Source organism: Streptomyces sp. NPDC058308, assembly GCF_042880275.1.
Classification (GTDB): Bacteria; Actinomycetota; Actinomycetes; order Streptomycetales; family Streptomycetaceae; genus Streptomyces.
The window spans coordinates 206,790-229,850 of sequence record NZ_JBHVZA010000011.1; the positions used below are offsets into that span (position 1 = coordinate 206,790).

At 72.2% G+C, this 23,061-nt stretch carries 16 protein-coding genes; 2 read left to right on the forward strand and 14 right to left on the reverse strand.

The features are described from left to right. Window positions 1-186: 186 nt before the first annotated feature. The gene (locus tag ACFVYL_RS17700) at window positions 187-3,171 is read right to left on the reverse strand and encodes a putative bifunctional diguanylate cyclase/phosphodiesterase (RefSeq protein WP_389716759.1); all 2,985 of its coding nucleotides are present in this window, start codon (window positions 3,169-3,171) and stop codon (window positions 187-189) included. 398 nt (window positions 3,172-3,569) lie between these two features. After that, on the reverse strand, window positions 3,570-4,523 hold the full coding sequence (locus ACFVYL_RS17705; RefSeq protein WP_389716762.1) for a 2-hydroxyacid dehydrogenase: 954 nt from the start codon (window positions 4,521-4,523) through the stop codon (window positions 3,570-3,572). A gap of 117 nt (window positions 4,524-4,640) precedes the next feature. On the opposite strand from ACFVYL_RS17705, the gene ACFVYL_RS17710 reads away from it, so the two are divergent. After that, a complete protein-coding gene (locus tag ACFVYL_RS17710; protein WP_389716765.1) occupies window positions 4,641-5,666 on the forward strand; it encodes an aldo/keto reductase in 1,026 nt (341 codons plus the stop codon). Between the two features lie 103 nt (window positions 5,667-5,769). Further along, window positions 5,770-6,933, forward strand: coding sequence for a PQQ-dependent sugar dehydrogenase (locus ACFVYL_RS17715; protein WP_389716840.1), 1,164 nt, complete (start codon window positions 5,770-5,772; stop codon window positions 6,931-6,933). On the opposite strand, the gene ACFVYL_RS17720 is transcribed toward ACFVYL_RS17715, so the two are convergent. The 12 genes from ACFVYL_RS17720 to ACFVYL_RS17775 form a co-directional block, all read right to left on the reverse strand. After that, the gene (locus ACFVYL_RS17720) at window positions 6,934-7,233 is read right to left on the reverse strand and encodes a DUF6191 domain-containing protein (protein ID WP_389716767.1); all 300 of its coding nucleotides are present in this window, start codon (window positions 7,231-7,233) and stop codon (window positions 6,934-6,936) included. Window positions 7,234-7,313: 80 nt separating this feature from the next. Next, window positions 7,314-10,448, reverse strand: a complete 3,135-nt coding sequence (locus tag ACFVYL_RS17725) for an AAA family ATPase (protein ID WP_389716770.1) — start codon at window positions 10,446-10,448, stop codon at window positions 7,314-7,316. A gap of 67 nt (window positions 10,449-10,515) precedes the next feature. After that, the gene (locus tag ACFVYL_RS17730) at window positions 10,516-10,695 is read right to left on the reverse strand and encodes a hypothetical protein (RefSeq protein WP_389716773.1); all 180 of its coding nucleotides are present in this window, start codon (window positions 10,693-10,695) and stop codon (window positions 10,516-10,518) included. Between the two features lie 205 nt (window positions 10,696-10,900). Next, window positions 10,901-11,536 carry a hypothetical protein gene (locus ACFVYL_RS17735; protein ID WP_389716775.1) on the reverse strand — a complete coding sequence of 212 codons (636 nt, stop codon included), beginning with the start codon at window positions 11,534-11,536 and terminating at the stop codon, window positions 10,901-10,903. A gap of 35 nt (window positions 11,537-11,571) precedes the next feature. After that, window positions 11,572-12,150: a GNAT family N-acetyltransferase gene (locus ACFVYL_RS17740; RefSeq protein WP_389716778.1), complete on the reverse strand. Its 579-nt coding sequence runs from the start codon at window positions 12,148-12,150 to the stop codon at window positions 11,572-11,574. Then, the gene (locus tag ACFVYL_RS17745; protein ID WP_389716780.1) at window positions 12,119-14,380 is read right to left on the reverse strand and encodes an MMPL family transporter; all 2,262 of its coding nucleotides are present in this window, start codon (window positions 14,378-14,380) and stop codon (window positions 12,119-12,121) included. The genes ACFVYL_RS17740 and ACFVYL_RS17745 overlap by 32 nt, the downstream gene beginning before the upstream one ends. Window positions 14,381-14,624: 244 nt before the next feature. Beyond that, window positions 14,625-16,787: a phosphocholine-specific phospholipase C gene (locus ACFVYL_RS17750; RefSeq protein WP_389716783.1), complete on the reverse strand. Its 2,163-nt coding sequence runs from the start codon at window positions 16,785-16,787 to the stop codon at window positions 14,625-14,627. 265 nt (window positions 16,788-17,052) lie between these two features. Next, complete coding sequence (gatB, locus tag ACFVYL_RS17755; RefSeq protein WP_389716785.1) at window positions 17,053-18,567, reverse strand: Asp-tRNA(Asn)/Glu-tRNA(Gln) amidotransferase subunit GatB; 1,515 nt, start codon at window positions 18,565-18,567, stop codon at window positions 17,053-17,055. Between the two features lie 16 nt (window positions 18,568-18,583). Continuing rightward, entirely contained in the window at window positions 18,584-18,823 is a 240-nt protein-coding gene (locus tag ACFVYL_RS17760; RefSeq protein ID WP_389716788.1) for a hypothetical protein, read from the reverse strand. Continuing rightward, window positions 18,820-20,313, reverse strand: coding sequence for an Asp-tRNA(Asn)/Glu-tRNA(Gln) amidotransferase subunit GatA (gatA, locus tag ACFVYL_RS17765; protein WP_389716790.1), 1,494 nt, complete (start codon window positions 20,311-20,313; stop codon window positions 18,820-18,822). Before gatA ends, ACFVYL_RS17760 begins: the two co-directional genes overlap by 4 nt. A 4-nt stretch (window positions 20,314-20,317) precedes the next feature. After that, window positions 20,318-20,614, reverse strand: a complete 297-nt coding sequence (gatC, locus tag ACFVYL_RS17770) for an Asp-tRNA(Asn)/Glu-tRNA(Gln) amidotransferase subunit GatC (RefSeq protein WP_010984178.1) — start codon at window positions 20,612-20,614, stop codon at window positions 20,318-20,320. A 177-nt stretch (window positions 20,615-20,791) separates the two neighbouring features. Continuing rightward, complete coding sequence (locus ACFVYL_RS17775) at window positions 20,792-22,915, reverse strand: putative bifunctional diguanylate cyclase/phosphodiesterase (RefSeq protein ID WP_389716842.1); 2,124 nt, start codon at window positions 22,913-22,915, stop codon at window positions 20,792-20,794. Window positions 22,916-23,061: the final 146 nt, after the last annotated feature.

Sequence of the window (23,061 nt, forward strand, 5' to 3'; positions counted from 1 at the left end):
TTTGGCGGGTGCCAGTGCAACAAAAAACCCCTCGTGCCGTGAGGCAAGCGAGGGGAGCGCGCCGGGTGCGGTCGCGGGGATTGACGGTGTTCGGACCGGTCAGTCCCAGCTTCAGCCGACGCGCTTTCCAAGTACGAGAATTCGGGTGCGCATGGCATTGACCCTCCCCCCGGCACGCAGCACCTGTCAAGTAGGTGGGACGGGGGTCTCATTATGTGAACGGGCATAGGTCGTGGGGCCGCCCGTGTACACCCCCGGGGTGGCGCTGAACAGCGCCGCGGGCCCGCCGCCGTACGCACCGGAGGGACTGCTCGCGTACGCCCCCGGTGGCCCGCCCGCGAGCACCGGCTCGGCAGGACCGAGCGGCACCGGATACTCCCCGACGGAGAGCGCCCGGCGCAGCCGGTACTCATCCAGGGCCCCGGCGAACGCCGTCCCCTGTCCGTGCGTGCAGCCCATGGCGCGGAGCGCGACCGCCTGCTCGGGCAGGTCGACGCCGTCCGCCACGGAGAGCAGCCCCAGGTCGCCCGCGATGCGCAGCAGCCCGGAGGTGATCTTGTGCAGGCGGGCGGACTCCACGACACCCTCGATCAGACCGCGGTCCAGCTTCAGGATGTCCACGGGGAGCCGGCGCAGCGCCGTGATGGCCGCATAGCCGCTGCCGAAGCCGTCGAGCGCGATGCGCACGCCCAGCCTGCGCAGGGACGCGAGACGGCGCTCCAGTTCGTCGAGCGAGACCCGGGGGTCGCTTCCCGCGAGCTCGATGATCAGCGCGCCGGAGGGCAGCCCGTGCCGGGTCAGGAGCGACTCGATGGAGGCCAGCGGCATGGAGCGGTCGAGGAGGCGGCGGGCGCTCATCCGCACGGCGACGGGCACCGCGTGGCCACTCCTGCCGCGCTCGGCGGCCTGCTCGACGGCCGCCTCGAACATCCAGCGGCCGAGCTCGGCCGCGCGGCCGCCGTCCTGGCGCTCTCCCCTCTCGGACACCCGCAGGAACTCGGCGGGCGTGAAGAGGACGCCCTGCGCCGAGCGCCAGCGGGCCTGGGCGGAGACCGCCGTGATCCGGCCGTCGTCCAGTGCGACCACGGGCTGGTGGAGCAGCGCGAACTCGCCGTCGTGCAGGGCGGCGCGCAGCCTGGTGGCGAGCTCCGCCTTGCGGACGACGTCGGCCTGCATCTGGGGCGCGTACAGCTCGACGCGCCCCTTGCCCGCGGCCTTGGCGCGGTACATCGCGAGGTCGGCGTTGCGCAGCAACTCCCCCGCGCCGATGCCCGGTTCGGCGAAGGCCACGCCGATGGACGCCGCCACGCGCACGTCGTTGCCGTCGATGGCGTAGGGCTGGGACAGGGTGATTCTCAGCCGGTCGGCGAGCTCGTAGATGTGCCGTTCTCTCGCGGCCTGGTCTCTGGTTCCGTCGCCGACGATGAGAGCCGCGAACTCATCGCCGCCGAGCCGGGAGGCGGTGTCGCCCGAACGCACCGCCTCCTGAAGTCTGCGTGCCGCCTGGATGAGGAGCTCGTCACCGGCCTGGTGCCCGATGGTGTCGTTGACGGCCTTGAAGCCGTCGAGGTCGATGAAGAGCACGGCCGTGCCGCGGTCGGTCACTCTGCGGCCGGTCAGGGCCTGGCCCACGCGCCGGGTGAACAGGGCGCGGTTGGGCAGGTCGGTGAGCGGGTCGTGCTCGGCGTTGTGCTGCAACTGCGCCTGGAGGCGGACCCGTTCGGTGACGTCTCTGCTGTTGAAGATGAGGCCGCCCTGGTGGCGGTTGACGGTGGACTCCACGTTCAGCCACTCGCCGTCACCGGACTTGAAGCGGCACTCGATGCGGGTGGTGGGCTCCTCGACGGGGTTGGCGGCGAGGAACCTGCGGACCTCGTGGACGACCCGGCCGAGGTCCTCGGGGTGCATGAGCGTGGCGAGTTCGCAGCCGACGAGCTCTTCGGCGTCGCGGCCGTAGACCCCGGCGGCGGCCGGGCTCACGTAGCGCAGGATGCCGTTCGGCGCGGCGATCATGATGACGTCGCTGGAGCCCTGGACCAGCGATCTGAAGTGGTTCTCCTTCTGGGCCAGCTCCTGGGTCAGCGTGATGTTGTCCATGAGCATGATGCCCTGGCGCACCACGAGGGCGAGCACCACGGTGCCGCCCGTGAAGAGCACGACGCGGTCGACGCGCTGGCCGCTCAGGACGTTGTAGAGAATCCCCAACGTGCAGACGGCGGCGGCGAGATACGGCGTGAGGGCGGCCAGCGATCCGGCGATCGGACGGGTCGCGGCGGTCCGCGGCTCTTCGGGCCCGCTGTCGTACGACACGCGCGCGCGGCCCTGGCCGTTCGCCTCGCGCGCGTGCCAGGGGGCGGCCCACGGGGCGTACGCGAGGAGCAGCGAGCCCGCGAACCATCCCGCGTCGAGCATCTGACCCGAGCGGTAGGCGGCGTGCAGCAGCGGAGAGGTGAACAGGGCGTCGCACATCACGGTCAGGGCGAGCGCGCCGATCGCGGTGTTCACCGGGGTGCGCTGGGCGGACGAGCGTCTGAAGTGCAGCGCGAGGACCATGCTGACAAGGGCGATGTCGAGAAGCGGGTAGGCGAGGGAGAGCGCGTCCTGAGCGACGCCCTGCCCCTCGAACCTCGCGGCACTCGCGAGCGCCAGGCTCCAGGAGAGCGTCAGGAGCGAGCCCCCGATGAGCCAGGCGTCGAGGCCGAGGCAGACCCAACCCGCCCGCGTCACCGGGCGCTTGGCCAGCACGAGCAGACCGATGATGGCGGGCGGCGCGAAGCACAGGAAGAACACGTCGGCCAGGCCGAGCGGGGGCACCCGTTCGCCGAGCACCACCTCGTACCAGCCCCACACCGCGTTGCCCAGGGCTGCCATCGCGGAGGAGAGCGCGAACAACAGCCATGCGGGTCGAAAGCGACTGCGGCGGGTGCGGGCGTACCGGAAGCAGGAGACCGCGGCTGCCGCGGCGGCGACGCTCAGGCCGAAGTCCCCCATGATCAGGGCGAGTCGGTGCGATCCCCAGCCGAGCGCGGAGCCGGTGGCATACGCGCCGCAGACCAGCAGGAGGACCAGCTGGGAGGCGAGACCGCGGCCACTCTGTGACGGTCGGCGAACCGACGGCGCCCTGGACGGCAGCGCCGCCAGGCCCCCGTCGAGGACAGCGGCGGTGGTCATCCGGGCACTCACCGCGCCGCCTCGGTCCGTGCAGCTCCCGTGTCCGCTCGGCCCGGACGCCGGCCGGGCCGGCAGGGGCGCTGGTGCGTGCGGCGACGGCCGTTCGTGCGGCTCCCGACGCGCCTGCGCCTGCGGGCCGGTGTGCACCGGAGTCGTCGGCTGCGCTCCCGCCGCGTCGGATCTTTCGCCCATAGGCAATGCATCGCCCGTCGCCCCCCTCGCAGTCTCATGTCTCATCCCCGGCGCCGAAGGGTCCACGGCGCATCCCCTGTCGGGACGATACACCAGACTCGTCACTCAGGGACATAGCTCCTCTACGCTCTGTGACTGTCGACAACGAAGCGGACACGGGGCGCACGCAGGCGGGTGCGGAGCGTGCACAAAGCGGCTTCGGGCGATCAACTGCCCGTGGTCAGCACGATGTTGCCGAGTGGCTTTCCGGCCGCGTACGCGGTCAGCTGCGCGGCAAGGAGTCGCTTGGCGCGCGGCCGGAACGCGGACGACGAGCCTCCCACGTGCGGGCTGATGAGCGCTCCGGGAGCGTGCCACAGGCGGTGACCTGCGGGCAGCGGTTCGGGATCGGTCACGTCGAGGGCGGCGGTGATGCGCCCCGACTCCAGTTCGACGACGAGCGCTTCGGTGTCGACGACGGGTCCGCGGGCGACGTTCACGAGCAGCGCGCCGTCCTTCATCCGGGCCAGGAAATCGGCGCCCACCAGCCCACGTGTGGTCTCTGTGAGCGGGGTCGAGAGGATGACGACGTCCGCTTCGGGCAGCAGGGACGGCAGGTCGGCGAGGGGGTGCACCGGGCCGCGCTCTGTGGCACGGGCGGAGCGCGCGACGCGCGCCACCCGCGCGCATTCGAAGGGGGCGAGCCTGTCCTCGATGGCCGCGCCGATCGATCCGTATCCCACGATGAGCACGGACTTGTCGGCGAGCGCCGGATAGAACCCCGACCGCCACTCCTCCTGCCGCTGTCCCTCCACGAACCGCGGAATCCCCCGCAGGGCGGAGAGGACCAAGGTGAGCGCGAGCTCGGCGGTGCTCGCCTCGTGCACGCCCCGGGCGTTGCACAACCGCACACCGGGCGCCAGGTACTTGATCCCGGGTTCCACGTGATCGATGCCCGCGGTGAGGGTCTGTACGACGCGTACGGACGTCATCGCGGACAGGGGGCGTACGGCGGTCTCCGTGGGCTTCATATAGGGCACCACGTAGAAGGCGCAGTCGGCCGGGTCCGCGGGGAACTCCGGTTCGCCGTCCCAGTACCGGTAGGTGAGGCCCGCCGGGGAGGCCTCGGGCAGCCCCTCGATCTCGTGCGCTTCAAACGGAAGCCAAACATCTGTCGTCATGGCTGGAGGCTAATGCGCGCCGCTCGGACGGCGCCCCCGGGGAGGCAGCGCCCGGGGCCGGAGCGCCAGCGGTTAGTTTTGATGATCTCCGGACGAGGAGTGGGAGGGTACGGCCAGGTGGAGCGCAGGACGATCGGTGCGGGGGCGCTCGAAGTGGGCGCCGTCGGACTCGGCTGCATGCCGATGAGCTGGGCGTACACCGGCTCGCGGCAGCGGGGCGACGCGTCGCTGCGCACGGTGCACGCCGCCCTGGACGCGGCCGGTGCCGACGGTGGTGGGGTGACGCTGCTGGACACCGCTGACATGTACGGGCCCTTCACCAATGAGCTGCTGATCGGCAGGGTGCTCAAGGAGCGGCGCGCCGAGGCGTTCGTGTCGACGAAATGCGGGCTGCTCGTCGGCGAGCAGCACATCGTCGCCAACGGCCGTCCCGGCTATGTGAAACGGGCCTGCGACGCGTCGCTGCGGCGGCTGCAGACGGACACCATCGACCTGTACCAGCTGCACCGCCCCGACCCCGAGGTGCCCATCGAGGAGACCTGGGGCGCGATGGCCGAGCTCGTCGCCGCGGGAAAGGTGCGGGCCCTGGGGTTCTGCGCGATGGGGGCGCGCTCGCACCGGCGTGCGGCGCCGGGGCGCCCGGGTCCGGGGCTGCACGACGGAACGATCCGGCTGCTTGAACGGGTGCAGCAGGTGTTCCCGGTGAGCGCGGTGGAGGCCGAGCTCTCGGTGTGGTCGCCGGAGGCGCTGGACGCGCTGCTGCCGTGGTGCGTGGCGCGCGGGATCGGCCTCCTCGCGGCGATGCCGCTGGGGAACGGTTTCCTCACGGGGACGCTGACGCCCGGTCAGGGCTTCGAGCCGGACGACCTGCGGGCCCGCCACCCGCGCTTCACCGCCGAGATGATGGCGGCCAACCAGTCGCTGGTGGTGGGGTTGCGCCGGGTGGCGGAGCGGCACGGAGCGACCCCGGCCCAGGTCGCGCTCGCCTGGGTCCTCGCGCAGGACCGGTACGTGGTGCCGATACCCGGGGCCAAGCGGGAGCGCTGGGCGGTCGAGAACGCCGGGGCGGCGGCGGTGCGGCTGACGGAGACGGACCTGGCGGAGATCGCGGCGCTGCCTGCGGCGCTCGGGTCGTGGGACTGAGATGAGAAACCCCTCGTGACGTCCCCGGTCCAGTGGCGGCGGAAGGGGAACCTGCGGGGCACGAGCGGTGTATGAACAGGGGAAGCGCTGCGTCGAAGGGAACCTGATCGTGCAACGACCTGCTGTTACGGCCGTGCTTGCCGCCGCCGCCCTCGTGTTCGCGGCCGGGTGTTCCTCCGGCGGCGGCGACGAACCGGACCGCCGCGAGGGCCCATCGGGACGAGAGTCCAGCCACGCCCCCACCGGCAGGGCGGGCTCCGAGGCACCGCCGGAGAAGGGGTCCGCCAAGGTCACCCGCACACTCGCCACCGGCCTGAAATCCCCCTGGGGCCTCGCGCCGCTGCCCGGCGGCGACCTCCTCGTCTCCTCGCGCGACGAGGGGACGATCATCCGGGTGGACGGGCAGACGGGCAAGAAGACGGAGCTCGGCACGGTGCCCGGCGTCTCCCCCGGCGGCGAGGGCGGCCTGCTGGGCCTCGCCCTCTCCCCGTCCTACGCCTCGGACCACTTGGTGTACGCGTATTTCACGACGGAGTCCGACAACCGCATCGCCCGCATGCTGTACGAGGAGGCGAAGCCGTCCGGTGAGCAGCTCGGGGCACCGGACACGGTCTTCAAGGGCATCCCCAAGGGCATGATCCACAACGGCGGCCGGATCGCCTTCGGCCCGGACAAGATGCTGTACGCCGGAGCGGGTGAGACGGGCGAGACCGGCCTCGCGCAGGACAAGAAGTCCCTGGGCGGCAAGATCCTCCGCCTCACACCGGACGGCGACCCGGCCCCCGGCAATCCCTTCGGCGACTCCCCCGTCTATTCGTACGGCCACCGCAATGTGCAGGGCCTGGCCTGGGACGAGCAGAAGCGGCTGTGGGCCTCGGAGTTCGGCCAGGACACCTGGGACGAGCTGAACGAGATCAAGGCGGGCGGAAATTACGGCTGGCCGGAGGCCGAGGGCAAGGCCGGCGAGGAAGGCTTCCGCGATCCGGTCGCCCAGTGGAAGACCTCGGACGCCTCACCGAGCGGTGTCGCTTATGCCGAGGGCTCCGTCTGGATGGCGGGCCTGCGCGGCGAGCGGTTGTGGCGCGTCCCCGTGCGGGGCGTGGAAGGCGAACCGGAGCCACAGGCCTTCCTGAAGGGCGAGCACGGCAGACTGCGCACGGTCCTCGCGGCGGGCGGCGACAAGCTGTGGCTGGTCACCAGTGAGACGGACTCGCGGGGGACGCCGGAGAAGGGGGACGACAAGATCCTGGAAGTGCAGGTGAAGTAGTCAGCTCCCCGGCCCACCGGGACGCGCCACCTCAGCGCCGTCCGCTGCCGCGTCAGGAGCCGGTGAGGCATCAGGACCCGGTGACGGGTCAGGGCCGGAAGAATCGTCGGCATCGGCGGACGCATCGGTCCTCGGGGTCGGTACAGGTGGGCGTACGACCACCTTTCCCGAGGTCAGGTCTATCGGCCCGCGTCCCGGGTCGCCGTCGGCGAGGTCGACGCGCGCCAGCTCCAGGCGCTTCTGCTCGTCGTCGGTGTGCTTGCGCCCCGGCGCGAACAGGGCCTCGATCGCGTTGAACACTGCGCCTCCCAGGAGCCGAGTCTCTGCCGTCAAGCGTAAGCGAGGCCGCAGAAAGCCCGGCCGGCCCGGGAACGCGCAGGTCAGCGGGCGGCCTGCGGCTGAGCGTCGGCCGACGGGAACAGGCGCAGCCGGTGGGCGAGCGCGGCGGCCTCGCCGCGGCCGGTGACGGACAGCTTGGCGAGGATGTTGGAGACGTGGACGCTCGCCGTCTTGGGGGAGATGAAGAGCTCCTCGGCGATCTGACGGTTGCTGCGGCCCACCGCGACCAGGCGCAGGACGTCCCGCTCCCGGCTGGTCAGGCCCAACGCCGCCGCGGGGTCGGCCGGGGTGGCGGGCGCGCGCGTGGCCTCCGTCGGGTGCAGGGTGAGGCGGGCCCGCTGGGCGAGTCCGGTGATGGCGTCGGAGAGCGGCCGGGCGCCGAGCCGGTCGGCCACTTCACCGGCCTGGCGCAGCAGTCGGGCGGCGCGGTCGCGGTCGGTGGTCTCGGGGGCGAGGAGGCATTCGGCCAGGCGCAGGCGGGCGCGCGCGAGGTCGTAGGGGCGGTCCAGGGGTTCGAGGGCGGTGGTGACGGCGGACCAGTCGGCGGGGCCGTCGCTGCCCTCGGAGCGCAGGAGTTCGGCGCGGGTCCACTCGTCGTAGACCCGCCAGAGCGGGATGGGGGTGGCCAGGGACTTGGCGGCCCTGCGGATGCTTTCGACGGCGGCGGGGCGGCCGGGCTCGGCGGCGGGCAGGCCGCGGGCGTCGGCCTCCATCGAGGCGGCGGCGAGCAGGAGGGGCCAGGCGTACCGCTGGGTGCCCACGGGGAAGCCGGCGGCGAGGGCGCGTTCGAGCTCGGCGCGGCCGTCCAGGACGCGGCCCTCGCCGGCGGCGATGCCGAGGGCGATGCGGGTCAGCGGCAGGAAGTACTGCGGCTGCGGGTCGTGGCTGCCGTAGTGGTGGCGGGCGGACTGCATGTGGCGGGTCGCGGCGGCGTGGTCGCCGCGGGAGAGCGCCAGGTGCGCGGAGCACCGGGCGGCGGAGCCCCGGGGCTTGGAGCTCTGTGCGCAGCGGTGGGTGCGTGCGACGGCTTCGGCGCACTCGTCCCAGCGGCCGAGGGCGAGCAGGGACTCGGCGGCGTTCGCCCAGACCCAGCCCTCGGTGTCCACCAGGCCGTACTTCCGGCAGAACTCGATGCCTTCCATCGACACCTTCACGGCCTCGGCGGAGCGGCCCACGCCCTCCAGGGCGGAAGGGAGGTTGATGTGGGCCCGGCTGAGGTCCGTGACCAGGGCCTCCGCGATGACGCGTTCCCTGACCTCGTACATCTCGGCGAGGCCGGCCTCGGGGTCGCCGGCCTCGATGAGGAGGTTGCCGCGGGTGAGGCGGGCGTTGAGCTCGATGGTGTCGGCCTTGACCATGCGGGCGTACTCGACGGCGCGTTCGGCGGCGGCCAGGGTCTCGGGGCCCGGGTCGTGCAGCATGCCCCAGGAGGCGCGATGGACGAGGACGTCCGCGTGCACCTCGGACGGCGGCAGGCCGCGCATCAGCTCCTGGGCCTTGGCGATCTCCGTCCAGCCGTCGCCGCGGCCGAGGGCGGAGACGATGCTGGAGCGGGCCACCCAGAACCAGGCGGCGCGCAGGGGGTCGTGTTCGCCGTCCAGGAGGCGCAGGGCGCGCTTGGTGATCTTCAGGGCGCGTTCGCGTTCGCCGCAGAGGCGTCCTGCGACCGTGGCCTCGGCCATCAGGTCGAGGTACCGCAGCGGGGTGGTGGCCGGGTCGCAGCCGTCGGGGCCGTCGGGGGTGCCGCACCCTTCGGGCAGTGCGGGCGGGTAGCCCTCGACGTAGTCGGCGGGGCGGAGGTCGTCGCGAACGGCCTCGGGGGCGTCGTCCCACAGCTCCATCGCCCGTTCGAGGAGGCGCAGTTGCTCGGCGTAGGCGTGCCGGTGGCGGGCCTCGACGGAGGCGGCGAGCACGGCGGGCAGGGCCTTGGCGGCGTCGTGCGCGTAGTACCAGTAGGTGGCGAGGCGGGCGGCGCGCTGGTCGGCGGAGACGAGGGCGGGGTCGGCCTCCAGGGCCTCGGCGAAGCGGCGGTTGATGCGGGAGCGTTCGCCGGGCAGCAGGTCGTCGCTGACCGCCTCGCGGACCAGGGAGTGCCGGAAGCGGTAGCCGTCGCCGTCCGGGGAGGCGAGCAGGATGTTGGCGCCGACGGCGGCCCGCAGCGCCTCGATCAGGTCGTCCTCGCCGAGCCCCGCGACCTCGGCGAGGAGTTCGTACTCGACGGTGGAGCCGCCCTCGGCGACGATCCGGGCGACCCGCTGGGTGTCCTCGGGCAGCTCCTCGACACGGACCAGGAGCAGGTCGCGCAGGGAGTCCGTCAGGCTCGCGCAGCTGCTGCCGTGGGAGGCGACGGCGAGCTCCTCGACGAAGAAGGCGTTGCCGTCGGAGCGGTCGAATATGTCGTCGACCAGGCCCTGTTCGGGCTCGGCCGCGAAGATCCCGGCCATCTGGCGGGCGACCTCGACCTTGCTGAAGCGGCCGAGTTCGATGCGGCGCACGGTGCGCAGCCGGTCGAGTTCGGCGAGCAGGGGGCGCAGCGGGTGGCGGCGGTGGATGTCGTCGGCCCGGTAGGTGGCGAGCAGGACGAGGCGGCCGCCGCGCAAGGTGCGGAAGAGGTAGGCGAGGAGGTGGCGGGTGGAGGCGTCGGCCCAGTGCAGGTCCTCCAGGGCGACGACGACCGTGCGGTCGCGGGAGAGCCGCTCCAGGAGGCGTGCGGTGAGTTCGAAGAGGCGGGCCATGCCCTGTTCGTCGGGGCGGCTTCCGGGGCCGTGGCCGTGCGGGGCGGGACCGGCCAGTTCGGGCAGGATCCGGGCGAGCTCCTCCTCCTGGCCCTCGGCCGCGGCGGCCAGTTCGTCGGGGAGGCGGCGGCGCAGCGAGCGCAGCGCGGAGGAGAAGGGTGCGAACGGCAGGCCGTCCGCGCCGATCTCGACGCAGCCGCCGAGCGCGACGACGGCGCCCTGCCGCTCGGCGGCCGCGGTGAACTCCTCGACGAGGCGGGTCTTTCCGACCCCCGCCTCACCGCCGAGCAGCAACGCCTGCGGCTCGCCCGGGCCGGGGCCCCCGGCTCCTTCGAGGGGGGTGCCCGTGGCGCGGGCGAGCGCTTCGTTCAATACGCCCAGTTCATCGGTGCGACCGACGAACACGGGGCTGACGGACCTGGTCTCCACAGCGGCGAGCATCGCACAGCGTGCGGACGATGTGTCACCCGTTATCCGAGGAGCGGACACCAGGGCCGGTCCGCGCATCTCAGGCGGCCCGTGTGAAGTGGGACTTCCAGAGCGACGTCCTCACCTGCCCCTCTGCTGCGTCGCGGGCCGATCGGCGGGCGGCTGCGCGGTTCTTGCGGGCCTCGCCGACCAGCCGGCGGTGGGCGGCCTCGCGGCTCAGTTCGGCGGCGCGCATCTGGTGCATCTCGTACTCGAACATCTCGTACCCCTCGGGTTGTCGGTGGTATCGCCGGTGTCGTTCTCCGCGATGTCTCCACTGTCGTTTCCCAGGGGGGTCGCCCACATCGGGCGGGTGCCGCATCTCCGGGAGGCCGGGGGCCTTAGACACGACGAGGGGCGGGGCCGGGGCCTTAGGCCCTGCCCCGCCCCTGCCCCGCCCCTGCCTTATCCGCGGGTTCGACGGCTCAGGAAGGTGCCGACGGCAGTCCGAGCAGCAGGTCGCTGTACTTGGCGACGGCGAGGACGAGCCCGATCACGCCGAGCGCGACACCCGCCCACGCCACGGACTTGATCCACGGCGCCTGCTCCTTGCCGGGCGCGCCGAACGCGGGCCTGACCAGGACGAGGAAGCCGACGACCAGCGCGGCGAGCGCGAAGAGCCCGGCGATCAGCGCGGTGGCCTGCCAGGAGTCGCCGTAGAGCGCCTGGAGCTGGTCGGAGACGCTCGCGGACTGCTTGGTCTCCAGCTGTCCCATGATGTTGGAGCGGGCGCCGGCGATCGTGCCGAGCCAGCCGCCGGAGAGGCCGATCACGCCGAGTGCGGCGGAGACGACGGCCGCGGCGCCCTGGCCGACACCGGCGGAGCCGGCGGGCCGGACCGTGGCGTCGTACGTATCGTCGGCCTCGGCCGCGTCCTCGTCCACCTCGGTGTCGGCTCCGGGGGCGGCGTCGGACGGCTCCCCGGACTTCGTGACGTCTGCCTTCGGCGCCTGCGTCTTCGCTTCCGACGTGTCGGAACCGGTCACTTCCTCGGTCTGGTCGGCGTCCTTGGCCCCGGTGGCAGCCTTCGCCCCGGTCGCGTCCTCTGTCTTGGTACCCATGCTGCGCACCGTACGGACGGAGTCTGAGAGCTCTCTTAACGAACGGGTCCGCCGGGACCCTCACCCTCCCGCAGCACCCTCCACTCCGGGGCGAGGACGGACCAGACCTCCATGTCGTGCCGGATCCCCTGCCAGGGGAAGCTCTCCCGCAGCACGCCGTCCTTGACGAACCCGAGCCGCCGGGCGGCCGCCCTGCTGCGGTCGTTGAGCGAGGAGACCAGCCACTCCACGCGGTGCATGCCGCGCTCGTACACGGCCCAGTCGATGAAGACCTTCGAGGCCTTGTTGACCAGACCGCGCCCGGCGGCCGACGGCTCCAGCCAGACGCCGACCTCGCAGCCGTCGACGCTCGTGTCGAAGACGCGGAAGAAGACACCGCCCACCAGCCTGCCGTCCAGCCAGATGCCGCAGAAGCGCCCGGTGTCGGCGGCCTGCCTGTCGGCGTGCCTCTGGAGCACGTTCCGCGCGGACGCGAGGTCGTCCACGGTCGCGGTGAAGGGCACCCATGGCCCCGCGTACTCCCGCGCCCGCCCGATGTGTTCGAGGAACTCCTGCGCCTGCCACGGCTCCAGTGGCCGCAGCTCAGCCCCCTCGTCCAGCGTTGTCGCGAACATCCTGCTCCTTCGGCCCGCTCAGGTCATCGTCTGGGTCCGGCTGTGCGGGGATCCTCGCACGCACGCCGTGCGACTTCGAACGAGATTCGGGCGGCTCGATGCTGATGCGCGGCAGGAGGCGGTCCAGGCGGCGCGGCAGCCACCAGTTGGCGCCGCCGAGCAGGTGCATCAGCGCCGGTACGAGCAGGGTGCGCAGCACGAAGGCGTCGAGCGCGACGGCAGCGGCGAGCGCGATGCCGAACATCGCGATGACCCGGTCGCCGCTGAGGACGAAGGCGAGGAAGACCGAAATCATGATCACGGCCGCGGAGTTGATCACGCGGCTGGTCTCGGCGAGGCCGATGCGGACGGCCCGCCGGTTGTCGCCGGTCTCCAGCCACTCCTCGTACATCCGGCTGACCAGGAAGACCTGGTAGTCCATGGAGAGGCCGAAGAGGACGGACACCATGATCACCGGCAGGAAGGGCTCGATCGGCCCGGCCCTGCCGAGTCCGAGCAGTTCGCTCCCCCAGCCCCACTGGAAGACCGCGACGACGATCCCGAAGGCGGAGGCGACCGCGGCGACGTTCATCGCGGCGGCCTTCAGCGGGATCCCGATGGACCGGAAGGCCAGCAGGAGCAGCACGCAGCCGAGCCCGATGACCACGCCCACGAAGAGCGGGAGCTTGCCGACGATGATCTCCGCGAAGTCGTCGTAGCTCGCGGTGACGCCGCCGACGTGCACGTCGAGAGAGCTCTCCGCCGCGGCCCTCGGCAGGACGTCCGCACGCAGCCGGTCGACGAGTGCGCTGGTCGCCTCGGACTGCGGGGCCGTGTCGGGGACGACGGTGAGGAAGGCGGCGCGGCCGCTTTCGCCGTACGTCACCGGGCTCACGGAGGCGATGCCCTCGGTCGTCCTCAGCGTCGTGGCGAGGCCGTCGAGAGCTATCCGGTCGCCGGCTCCGTAGACCTCGCTGACCAGGGTCAGGGGGCCGTTCACGCCGGGCCCCCAGCCCTCGGCGAGGAGGTCGTAGGCCTGGCGCGTGGTGGCCTTCGCCGGGTTGTTGCCCTGGTCGGACGTGCCCAGGTGCAGGGCGAAGGCGGGCAGCGCGAGGACGGCCATGACGAGGACCGCGAGGGCGCCGAGGAGCCGCGGGTGGCGCTCGACGAAGGCGGCCCAGCGGGCGGCGAACCCGGTCGGCGGCTCCGGCTGGGGCCCGTGCTCGGCGAGTCCGCGGCGTTCGCGGCGGCTGAGCGCGCGCGGGCCGACGCAGGCGAGGAGGGCGGGCAGCAGGGTCACGGAGGCGGCGACGGTGAGGACGACGGTCAGCGAGGCGGCGACGGCGACGCCGTTCAGGAAGCTGAGCCGCAGGATGAGCATGCCGAGCAGGGCGATGCAGACGGTGGCGCCGGCGAAGACGACGGCGCGGCCGGTGGTGGCGACGGCGCGCTCGGCGGCTACGGCCACGGGCAGGCCGCGTTTGAGGCCCTTGCGGTGCCGGGTGACGATGAACAGGGCGTAGTCGATGCCGACGCCGAGCCCGATCAGGGTGCCGAGCATCGGCGCGAAGTCCGCGACGGTCATCAGGTGGCCGAGCAGGACGATGCCCGCGTACGCGGTGCCGACGGACACCAGGGCCGTGGCGATGGGCAGGGCGGACGCGGCGAGCGAGCCGAAGGCGAGGAAGAGGACGACGGCGGCGACGGCCACCCCGACGACCTCGGCGACCTGGGCGCTCTTGGACTCGGTGAGTCCGACGGCGGTGCCGCCGAGCTCCACCTGCAGGCGATCGGAGGCGGCGGCCCTTGCGGTGTCGACGACGGCCCGCGCATCGGCCTTGTCGATGTCGTCGGCCTGCTCGCGGAAGGTGACGGCGGCGTACGCGGTGCGGCCGTCCGCGCTGATCTGCCCGGCGCCCTGGCCGCCGTAGGGCCCGGTCACGGACGCCACGGCGGGCAGCTGGGAGATCTTGTCGAGCGCGTCGGACATCGTCTGCTCGACGTCGGCGGCGCGGACGGTGGTGCCGGGTCCTGTGTGCCAGACGACGGTGTCGCTGTCGCCGCCGAGGCCGGGGAAGTTGTCGTTCAGGAGCTCGCTCGCGCGGCCCGACTCGGTGCCCGGCACGTCGTAGTCGTTCGAGTACGCGGTGCCGACGGCCGCGGCGGCCGACGCGGTCGCGCCGAGAGCGAGGAGCCACAGCAGGACGACGACGAGACGGCGCCTGACGCACCACCGGGCGAGTGCTGCCACGGACTGACTCCCTGGATGTTCTGTGGATCTTCACCGGGAGCAACAGTCGACCAACTGGGCCCGCAAAGAACGCATGAGTGGCGACATGAGCGCCGCTGTCACCTTGACAGCCCTTGGAGATCATTGGCCCCTTTCGTGGCCATACTCACAAGAGCACAAGCAGCGCCGCACACCGCCCAGGGAGGTGCGTGGCGAGGCGCGCGGGGGCCCGCTGCGGGCCCTCGCGCTCCCCGTGCGCCGGGTCTCAGCCCGAGACGCTCGCGCGTCCGTTCTCGATGTGTCCCATGAGCCGCCGCCGGAAGGCGGAGTCGCCGTCGGCGGTCACCTCGACGTCGTACCAGCCGTGCTCGTCGGCGGTGTGCCAGGCGACCGTACGGCTGCTGCCCGCCTTGACGCGGACGGTCCGCGTCCGCGACCTGATGTCGCCTTCGTCCACATATCCGAGCGGCTTGACGGTGAAGACGAGGGAGTGGCTGCCGCGGTTGGCCAGGGTGAGGTGGATCTCGCGGCGGGTGATCGCGGAGGCGAGCCGCGCGCCCCCGTCCCGGCCGCTCCCACCGCCCTGTCCACTCCCGCTGCCCGTGCCGCCCTTGCCGCCCTTGGCGCCCTTGCCGCCCGCGAACTCGCGCCGGAAGCCGTTAGGCCCGGTGATGGTGAAGGCGTACGCGTCGCCCGGCACCGGCACCGTCCAGGAGCCCTTGCGCACGACGTCCTGATGCTGGGGAACCTTGAACTCCCCGGCGTACGGATAGAGCGCGAAGTGCGCGCTGGAACTGCCGCCGTTGCGCAGCCGCACCGTGAGCGTGCCGTCCTCGCCGGGCCGCACGTCCGCGTCGGGCTGGTACGGCAGCGGACGGGCGCGGCGGGTGCCGGGCTCCTGGACCGGCATGGACTGCTTCAGGGGCGGCTGCGGGGCCCAGCGGCCGCTGAACGCCGGTATGGCGCCCGGCTGTTCGACGTCGGGCTGCCGGTGGCCGCGGCGGAAGTCGAACGCGCCGGTGAGATCGCCGGTGACCTTGCGGCGCCAGGCGCTGATGTTGGGCTCCCGTACGCCGGTCCACTTCTCCAGGAAGCGCACGACGGAGGTGTGGTCGAAGACCTCGGAGCAGACGTAGCCGCCGACGGTCCACGGCGAGACGACGAGCATCGGCACGCGCACGCCGAGCCCGGTGGGCCTGCCCTCCCAGCGCTCCTCCCGCTCCTCGGCGGAGTCGCCGCCGGGCACGGGCGGCGGGACGTGGTCGAAGAAGCCGTCGTTCTCGTCGTAGTTGATGAAGACGGCGGTGCGGCGCCAGACGTCGGGGTGGGAGGCCAGGGCGTCGAGGACCTTGTAGACGATGGTCGCGCTGTGGATCGGCGAGGAGACGCTGGGGTGCTCGGAGTCCTGGGCGGAGGGGACCAGATAGGTGACCTTCGCGAGCTTGCCGGCCGCGACGTCCTTGGCGAACTCGTCGGCGAGCTTGCCGGTGGGCACGCGCCGCAGACCGCGCTCGAAGAGCGACCGCTCGGCCTTGGAGAGGGTCTTGACGCCCTTCTCCAGGTCGGCGAGCAGCTTGCCGCGCTCGGCCTCGTCCCTGGCGTCGCGCACCTTGGCGTAGAACGCCTCCATGAAGGTGACGCCCGTCCCGGCGAGCACCTTGCGGGCGATGGCCTTGAAGGTGGTGAAGAACTCGATCTGGTTGTCGGTGAAGTTCTCCCACTCGGTGTACGTCCGCCAGCTCACGCCCGCCTTCTCCAGACGCTCGGCGTACGTGCCCCAGCCGTACCCGGGGTGCGTGCCCTCGTCGTACGCGTCGTTGCCGACGGCCCGCTTGCCGTTCGCCTCGTAGCCCGTCCTCCCGCTCCACAGGTGGTTGCGGTTGGGGCTGGTGGAGCTGTGGATGGACGAGTGGTAGGCGTCGCAGACGGTGAAGGTGTCGGCGAGTTCGTAGTGCAGCGGGATGTCCTCGCGCGTGTAGTACGCCATCGTGGCCGCCGTCTTGGCGGTGATCCAGCCGTCCATCCAGCCGTCGTGCCAGGCCGTGGCACCGCCGCCCCAGGAGTGGTCGAGCGCGCCGATGTACTGGAGGTCCTTCTTCTGGGTCTCGGCGGCCTGCCGGACCGGGAAGGGCAGGATCGTGCGCAGGACGCCGGGCTGCTCGAACACCGGCTTGCCGGTGGGCAGTTGGATCGCGTTGCGGTCGCCGAAGCCGCGCACACCGCGCAGGGAGCCGAAGTAGTGGTCGAAGGACCGGTTCTCCTGCATCAGGATCACCACGTGCTCGATCGAGTCGAGGCCGCCACCGCGCGGCGGCTCGTGCGCGAGCGCTTCCTGCAACGACGGTGGCAGGAACGAGCCGACGGCGGCGACGCCCAGGGCGCCACCGCCGACCGCCATCAGGCGTCTGCGCGAAATCTCCGGAGTCACGTGCGACCTCCCAGTCGACATCCAATGGTTCTCTGACGATCCATTGACCTGTACGGCGGGGACGCTAGTGACGTCCGGTTTCCCTGTGAAGGCCGCGGGACGAAGTCGGGGTGAACGTCCAAAAGGTCTCGGACGCGAGGGCGTTGGAGGTACGCGGAGGTTCTGGAGGTACGTGAGGCGTCGGGCGTACGCGAAGGGGGCAGACGTACGCGAAAGGGGCGGCGCCCCAGTGGGTGCGCCGCCCCCTTCGTCCGGGGAAGAGCCGTCAGCCCTCGCTGACGCCCAGCTTCTCCAGGATCAGTTCCTTGACGCGGGCCGCGTCGGCCTGGCCGCGGGTGGCCTTCATGACCGCGCCGACCAGGGCGCCGACCGCGGCGACCTTGCCGCCGCGGATCTTGTCCGCGACGCCCGGGTTGCCGGCGATGGCCTCGTCGACGGCGGACGTCAGCGCGCCCTCGTCGGAGACGACCTTCAGGCCGCGCTTCTCGACGACCTCGTCCGGCGTGCCCTCGCCCGCGAGGACGCCCTCGAAGACCTGGCGCGCCAGCTTGTCGTTCAGGTCGCCCTTGGTGACGAGCTCGGCGACCCGGGCCACCTGCACCGGGGTGACCGGCAGCTCGTCCAGGGCCCTGCCCGACTCGTTGGCGCTGCGGGACAGTTCGCCCATCCACCACTTGCGGGCGGCAGCCGGGTCGGCGCCCGCCTCGATCGTGGCGACGATGGGGTCGACCGCGCCGGCGTTCAGGATCGACTGCATGTCGTGCTCCGTGACGCCCCACTCCTCGCGGAGGCGGTTGCGGCGCACGCGCGGCATCTCGGGCAGGCCGGCCCGCAGCTGCTCGACCCACTCGCGGGCCGGGGCGACGGGGACGAGGTCGGGCTCCGGGAAGTACCGGTAGTCCTCGGCGTTGTCCTTGATGCGGCCGGAGGTCGTGGAGCCGTCGTCCTCGTGGAAGTGGCGGGTCTCCTGCACGATGGTGCCGCCGGAGTTCAGGACCGCCGCGTGGCGCTGGATCTCGAAGCGCGCCGCGCGCTCCACGGAACGGAGCGAGTTGACGTTCTTCGTCTCGCTGCGCGTGCCGAACTCCTGCCGCCCGTGCGGGCGCAGCGAGAGGTTCACGTCGCAGCGCATCTGGCCCTTGTCCATCCGGGCCTCGGAGACGCCGAGCGCCTTGATGAGCTCGCGCAGCTCGGCGACGTACGCCTTGGCGACCTCGGGAGCCCGCTCGCCCGCGCCCTCGATCGGCTTGGTGACGATCTCGATGAGCGGGATGCCCGCGCGGTTGTAGTCGAGAAGGGAGTGCGAGGCGCCGTGGATACGGCCCGTCGCGCCACCGACGTGCGTCGACTTGCCGGTGTCCTCCTCCATGTGGGCGCGCTCGATCTCCACGCGGAAGATCTCGCCGTCCTCCAGCTGGACGTCCAGATAGCCGTTGAAGGCGATCGGCTCGTCGTACTGGGAGGTCTGGAAGTTCTTCGGCATGTCCGGATAGAAGTAGTTCTTCCGGGCGAAGCGGCACCACTCCGCGATCTCGCAGTTCAGCGCGAGGCCGATCTTGATCGCCGACTCGACACCGATCTCGTTGACGACCGGCAGCGCGCCGGGCAGACCGAGACAGGTCGGGCAGGTCTGGCTGTTCGCGTCCTGCTTGAGCGTGGTCGAGCAGCCGCAGAACATCTTGGTCTTGGTGCCGAGCTCGACATGGACCTCAAGGCCCATGACGGGGTCGTACGTCGCGAGGGCTTCCTCGTACGACACCAGGTCAGAAGTGACAGTCACGGTGAAACTTTCCCTCTCAGCCCAGCAGGACGTCGTCGTCGCCGAGGCGCTTGAGCTCCCGCAGGAGCAGCGCGACGCCGGTGGCGATGGCGGCAGCGGAGACCACGGCGTCCACGAGACGGAGCGTGTCGTTCTCGTAGCGGGCCTTCTTGGCCTGCTTCAGCACGGAGACCGCGCCGAACGCGGTGGTGCCGATCGACAGGTACGTGCCGGTCTTGGACTTCTTGAAGCCCTTGGCCTTGTTCAGTGCACTCACAGCGACGGTGCCTCCTCAAGCAGCGGGTGTCCCCACTTTTCCACGAAGGCGGCCTCGACGGCGGCTCCGACCTTGTACAGCCGGTCGTCCTTCATGGCGGGGGCGATGATCTGCAGTCCGACGGGCAGGCCGTCCTCGGGCGCGAGGCCGCAGGGCAGCGACATGGCGGCGTTGCCCGCCAGGTTGGTCGGAATGGTGCACAGGTCCGCGAGGTACATCGCCATCGGGTCGTCGGCGCGCTCGCCGATCGGGAAGGCGGTGGTCGGCGTCGTCGGGGAGACGATCACGTCGACCTGCTCGAAGGCGGCCTCGAACTCGCGGGTGATGAGGGTGCGGACCTTCTGGGCGCTTCCGTAGTACGCGTCGTAGTAGCCGGAGCTGAGGGCGTACGTGCCCAGGATGATGCGGCGCTTGACCTCGTCGCCGAAGCCCGCCTCGCGGGTCAGCGCGGTGACGTCCTCGGCCGAACGGGTGCCGTCGTCGCCGACGCGCAGGCCGTAGCGCATGGCGTCGAAGCGGGCGAGGTTCGAGGAGCACTCGGAGGGCGCGATCAGGTAGTACGCGGAGAGCGCCAGGTCGAAGGTCGGGCAGTCCAGCTCGACGATCTCGGCGCCGAGCTCCTTGAGCAGCTCGACGGACTCGTCGAAGCGCTGGACGACACCGGCCTGGTAGCCCTCGCCGCGGAACTGCTTGACGACACCGACGCGCATGCCCTGTACGGAGCCGCTCCGCGCGGCCTCGACGACCGGCGGGACCGGGGCGTCGATGGACGTCGAGTCGAGCTCGTCGTGGCCGGCGATGACCTCGTGCAGCAGCGCGGCGTCCAGGACCGTACGGGCGCACGGGCCGCCCTGGTCGAGGCTGCTGCTGAACGCGACCATGCCGTAGCGGGAGACGCCGCCGTAGGTCGGCTTGACGCCTACCGTGCCGGTGACGGCCGCGGGCTGGCGGATGGAGCCACCGGTGTCGGTGCCCATCGCCAGGGGGCTCTCGTACGCGGCGAGCGCGGCGGAGGAGCCACCGCCGGAGCCGCCCGGGATGCGGGTGAGGTCCCAGGGGTTGCCGGTGGGGCCGTAGGCGCTGTTCTCGGTGGAGGACCCCATGGCGAACTCGTCCATGTTGGTCTTGCCGAGGATGACCACGTCGGCGGCCTTCAGGCGCCGGGTGACCGTCGCGTCGTACGGCGGGATCCAGCCCTCGAGGATCTTCGAGCCGACCGTGGTCGGCACGCCCTCGGTGGTGAAGATGTCCTTCAGCGCGACGGGGACGCCGGCCAGCGGGCCGAGCTTCTCGCCCCTGGCGCGCTTCTCGTCGACGGCGCGGGCCTGCGCGAGGGCGCCCTCGCGGTCCACGTGCAGGAAGGCGTGCACCTTCTCGTCGACGGCCTCGATACGGGCCAGGTGGGCCTCGGTGACCTCGACGGCGGTGAGCTCGCCGGAGGCGATCCTCGACGCGATGTCGGCGGCGGTGAGCTTGATGATGTCCGTCATGTTCTTAGTCCTCCCCCAGGATCTGCGGCACCTTGAAACGCTGCTGCTCCTGGGCGGGAGCGCCCGAGAGCGCCTGCTCGGGGGTGAGCGACGGACGGACCTCGTCCGCGCGCATGACGTTCGTCAGCGGCAGCGGGTGCGAGGTCGGCGGTACGTCTTGGTCGGCGACCTCCGAGACGCGGGCGACCGCGCCGATGATGTCGTCGAGCTGTCCGGCGAAGTGGTCGAGCTCCTCGGCCTTCAGCTCCAGACGTGCAAGGCGGGCGAGGTGGGCGACCTCCTCGCGCGTGATGCCAGGCATGCGGCGATCCTCAGGGGTGGTGAGTGTGTGGGTTATGGCCCCAATCCTATGGGGCGGGGCGGTGTGCCCGTGAAACGGTTTCCTCCCCGCCGCCCCGCACCGGTCTCCGGGCCGCCCCACGCCGGTCTCCGGGCCGCCCATCGCCGGGCACCGGCCCCTGTCCCCGGGCGGGGAGGCCTACTGGACCACGTGCCCCGAGGACTGGTCCGCGTCGGCCCTCTTCGCGCACGCCGCCGCCTCCGCGGCGACGTCGGCGGGGCGGCGCCACCCGCGGGAGCCCCGCGCCCGCAGCCACGCCGTCGTCTCCTCCGCGGGCATCGCCGCGGCAACCAGCCAGCCCTGCACCGCGTCGCAGCCGAGGTCCCGCAGCCGCTCCCAGGTCTCGTCGTCCTCGACGCCCTCGGCGACGACGAGCAGGCCGAGCGAGTGCGCGAGGTCGACGGTGCAGCGGACGATCTCCGCGTCCTCATTGTCGACGGCGAGCCGCGCGACGAAGGAACGGTCGATCTTCAGTTCGCTGACCGGGAGGCGGCGCAGGTGGACCAGTGAGGAGTAGCCCGTGCCGAAGTCGTCGAGCGACATCTTGACGCCGTGGCCGGTGAGCCCGGCCAGCGTGTCCGCGGCCCGCTGCGGGTCCTCCAGGAGGACGTGCTCCGTTATCTCCAACTGCAGCGCCCCCGCGGGCACTCCGTGGCGGGCGAGGCGCGCCGCGACGGCCCCGGCGAATCCCGGCGTGTGGACGTCGCGCGGCGACACGTTGACCGCGACGGGCACCTTCAGGCCCTGGGCCTGCCACTTGGCCACCTGGCCGAGGGCGGTCTCCAGGACGTACTCCGTCAGGTGCGGCATGAGGCCGGACGACTCGGCGATGGCGATGAACTCGTCGGGCGGCACCTTGCCGCGCTCGGGGTGCACCCACCGCACCAGCGCTTCGAGGCCCGCGACCTTGCCGTCGAAGCGGACCTTGGGCTGGTAGTGCAGCTCGACGTCGCCCGCGTCGAGCGCCCGGCGCAGGTCGCCGAGGAGGCCGAGCCGGTCCGGAGTGTTGGAGTCCCGCTTGGACTCGTACACCTCGACGCCGGTGCGGTCCCGCTTCGCCTGGTACATCGCGACGTCCGCGCGCCTGAGGAGGCCCTCCGCGTCGAGCGCGTGGTCGGGGAAGACGGCGAGACCCGCGCTGGCCTCAAGGACGAGGGTCAGGCCGTCCAGGTCGAGCGGCGAGCCGAGCGCGGCGACCAGCTGGCGCGCCACGCGCGTGGCCGACGTCGTGGAGTCGGCGATCGGGATCAGTACGGCGAACTCGTCACCGCCCAGGCGTGCGGCCTCCGCACCCCGGGGCAGGGCGAGGCGCAGCCGGTCCGCTATCTGCAGCAGCAGCCGGTCGCCCGCGAGGTGGCCGAGGGTGTCGTTCACCGACCGGAAACGGTCCATGTCGATCAGCAGCAGGGCGGCCCGCGCCCCGATCCGCTCGGCGTCGTCGAGGGCCGTCCAGGTCCGTTCGAGGAGCCACTGCCGGTTGGGCAGTCCGGTGAGCGGGTCCCGGAGCTGCTCCTCGGCCCTGGCGCGGGCGATCCACAGGGTGGAGTCGAGGGCGACAAGGGGGATCGCGAAGAGCGGCAGCAGGATGGGCAGGGAGATCGCCACGACGCAGATCAGCGGGGCGATGCCGAGCAGGGCGGCGGCGAGGAACCCCTGCCTGACCAGGGCGGTGCGGGTGACGGTGGGCAGGGCGCCGGTGCGCGGTGCGTGGACGTACCAGAGCAGGGCGCGGGTGACGACGAGGTAGGCGACGGCGACCAGGGCCACTTGGGGCGCGGTGTACAGGTCCCAGGTCTCGGGCAGCCAGGGTGACTCGGCGCTCGGCGCCGTGCCGAAAGTGGCCAGGGCGAGCGCGCCCGCCCCGATGCCGAGGATGTCGACCGCGCCGTGCAGGACGCCCTGCCGCCAGCGGTGCCTGCGCGCGACGCCGACCAGGACGAAGACGGTGAGGCTGACCATGCCCGCGGGCACCCAGCCGTAGAGCAGGAGGACCGCGACGGTGAGCGCGCCGCCGGAGCCCGTGCCGCCCCACCAGCGGTCACGGCCGAGGGCGACGAGGTGGCCGACGATGAAGCCGGTGAGGACGGCGAGGGACCAGCCCGCGGCGCCGGAGGGGAACAGGGCGTGCCTGCCCGTGAGGGCCTGGAAGAAGCCGGTGCCGAGCAGGGCCGCGGCAGCCGCGACGATCGCGACGGGCAGCAGCGGCCAGGGGTCGCGGATGTCCTGTGCGGTGGGTCCCACGGTGGCTCCGGGGCCGTCCACGGGGCTGCGGGCTCCGGAGGTCCAGGCCCGTTCGCGGGGTGCGACGGCGGTGCTCAGCGTCCCGGCCCCGCATCCCGCCGCGGGTCCCGGCGTGGTGGACGGGCCGGTGGTCGTCGCTGTTCGGCGGCCGCGCAGCCAGGCGGTCG

Coding starts and splice junctions, on each gene's coding strand:
- ACFVYL_RS17700 (WP_389716759.1), bottom strand. CDS start 3,171: ATGACCACCGCCGCTGTCCTCGACGGGGGCCTGGCGGCGCTGCCGTCC.
- ACFVYL_RS17705 (WP_389716762.1), bottom strand. CDS start 4,523: ATGACGACAGATGTTTGGCTTCCGTTTGAAGCGCACGAGATCGAGGGG.
- ACFVYL_RS17725 (WP_389716770.1), bottom strand. CDS start 10,448: ATGCTCGCCGCTGTGGAGACCAGGTCCGTCAGCCCCGTGTTCGTCGGT.
- ACFVYL_RS17730 (WP_389716773.1), bottom strand. CDS start 10,695: ATGTTCGAGTACGAGATGCACCAGATGCGCGCCGCCGAACTGAGCCGC.
- ACFVYL_RS17735 (WP_389716775.1), bottom strand. CDS start 11,536: ATGGGTACCAAGACAGAGGACGCGACCGGGGCGAAGGCTGCCACCGGG.
- ACFVYL_RS17740 (WP_389716778.1), bottom strand. CDS start 12,150: ATGTTCGCGACAACGCTGGACGAGGGGGCTGAGCTGCGGCCACTGGAG.
- gatA (WP_389716790.1), bottom strand. CDS start 20,313: ATGACGGACATCATCAAGCTCACCGCCGCCGACATCGCGTCGAGGATC.
- gatC (WP_010984178.1), bottom strand. CDS start 20,614: ATGCCTGGCATCACGCGCGAGGAGGTCGCCCACCTCGCCCGCCTTGCA.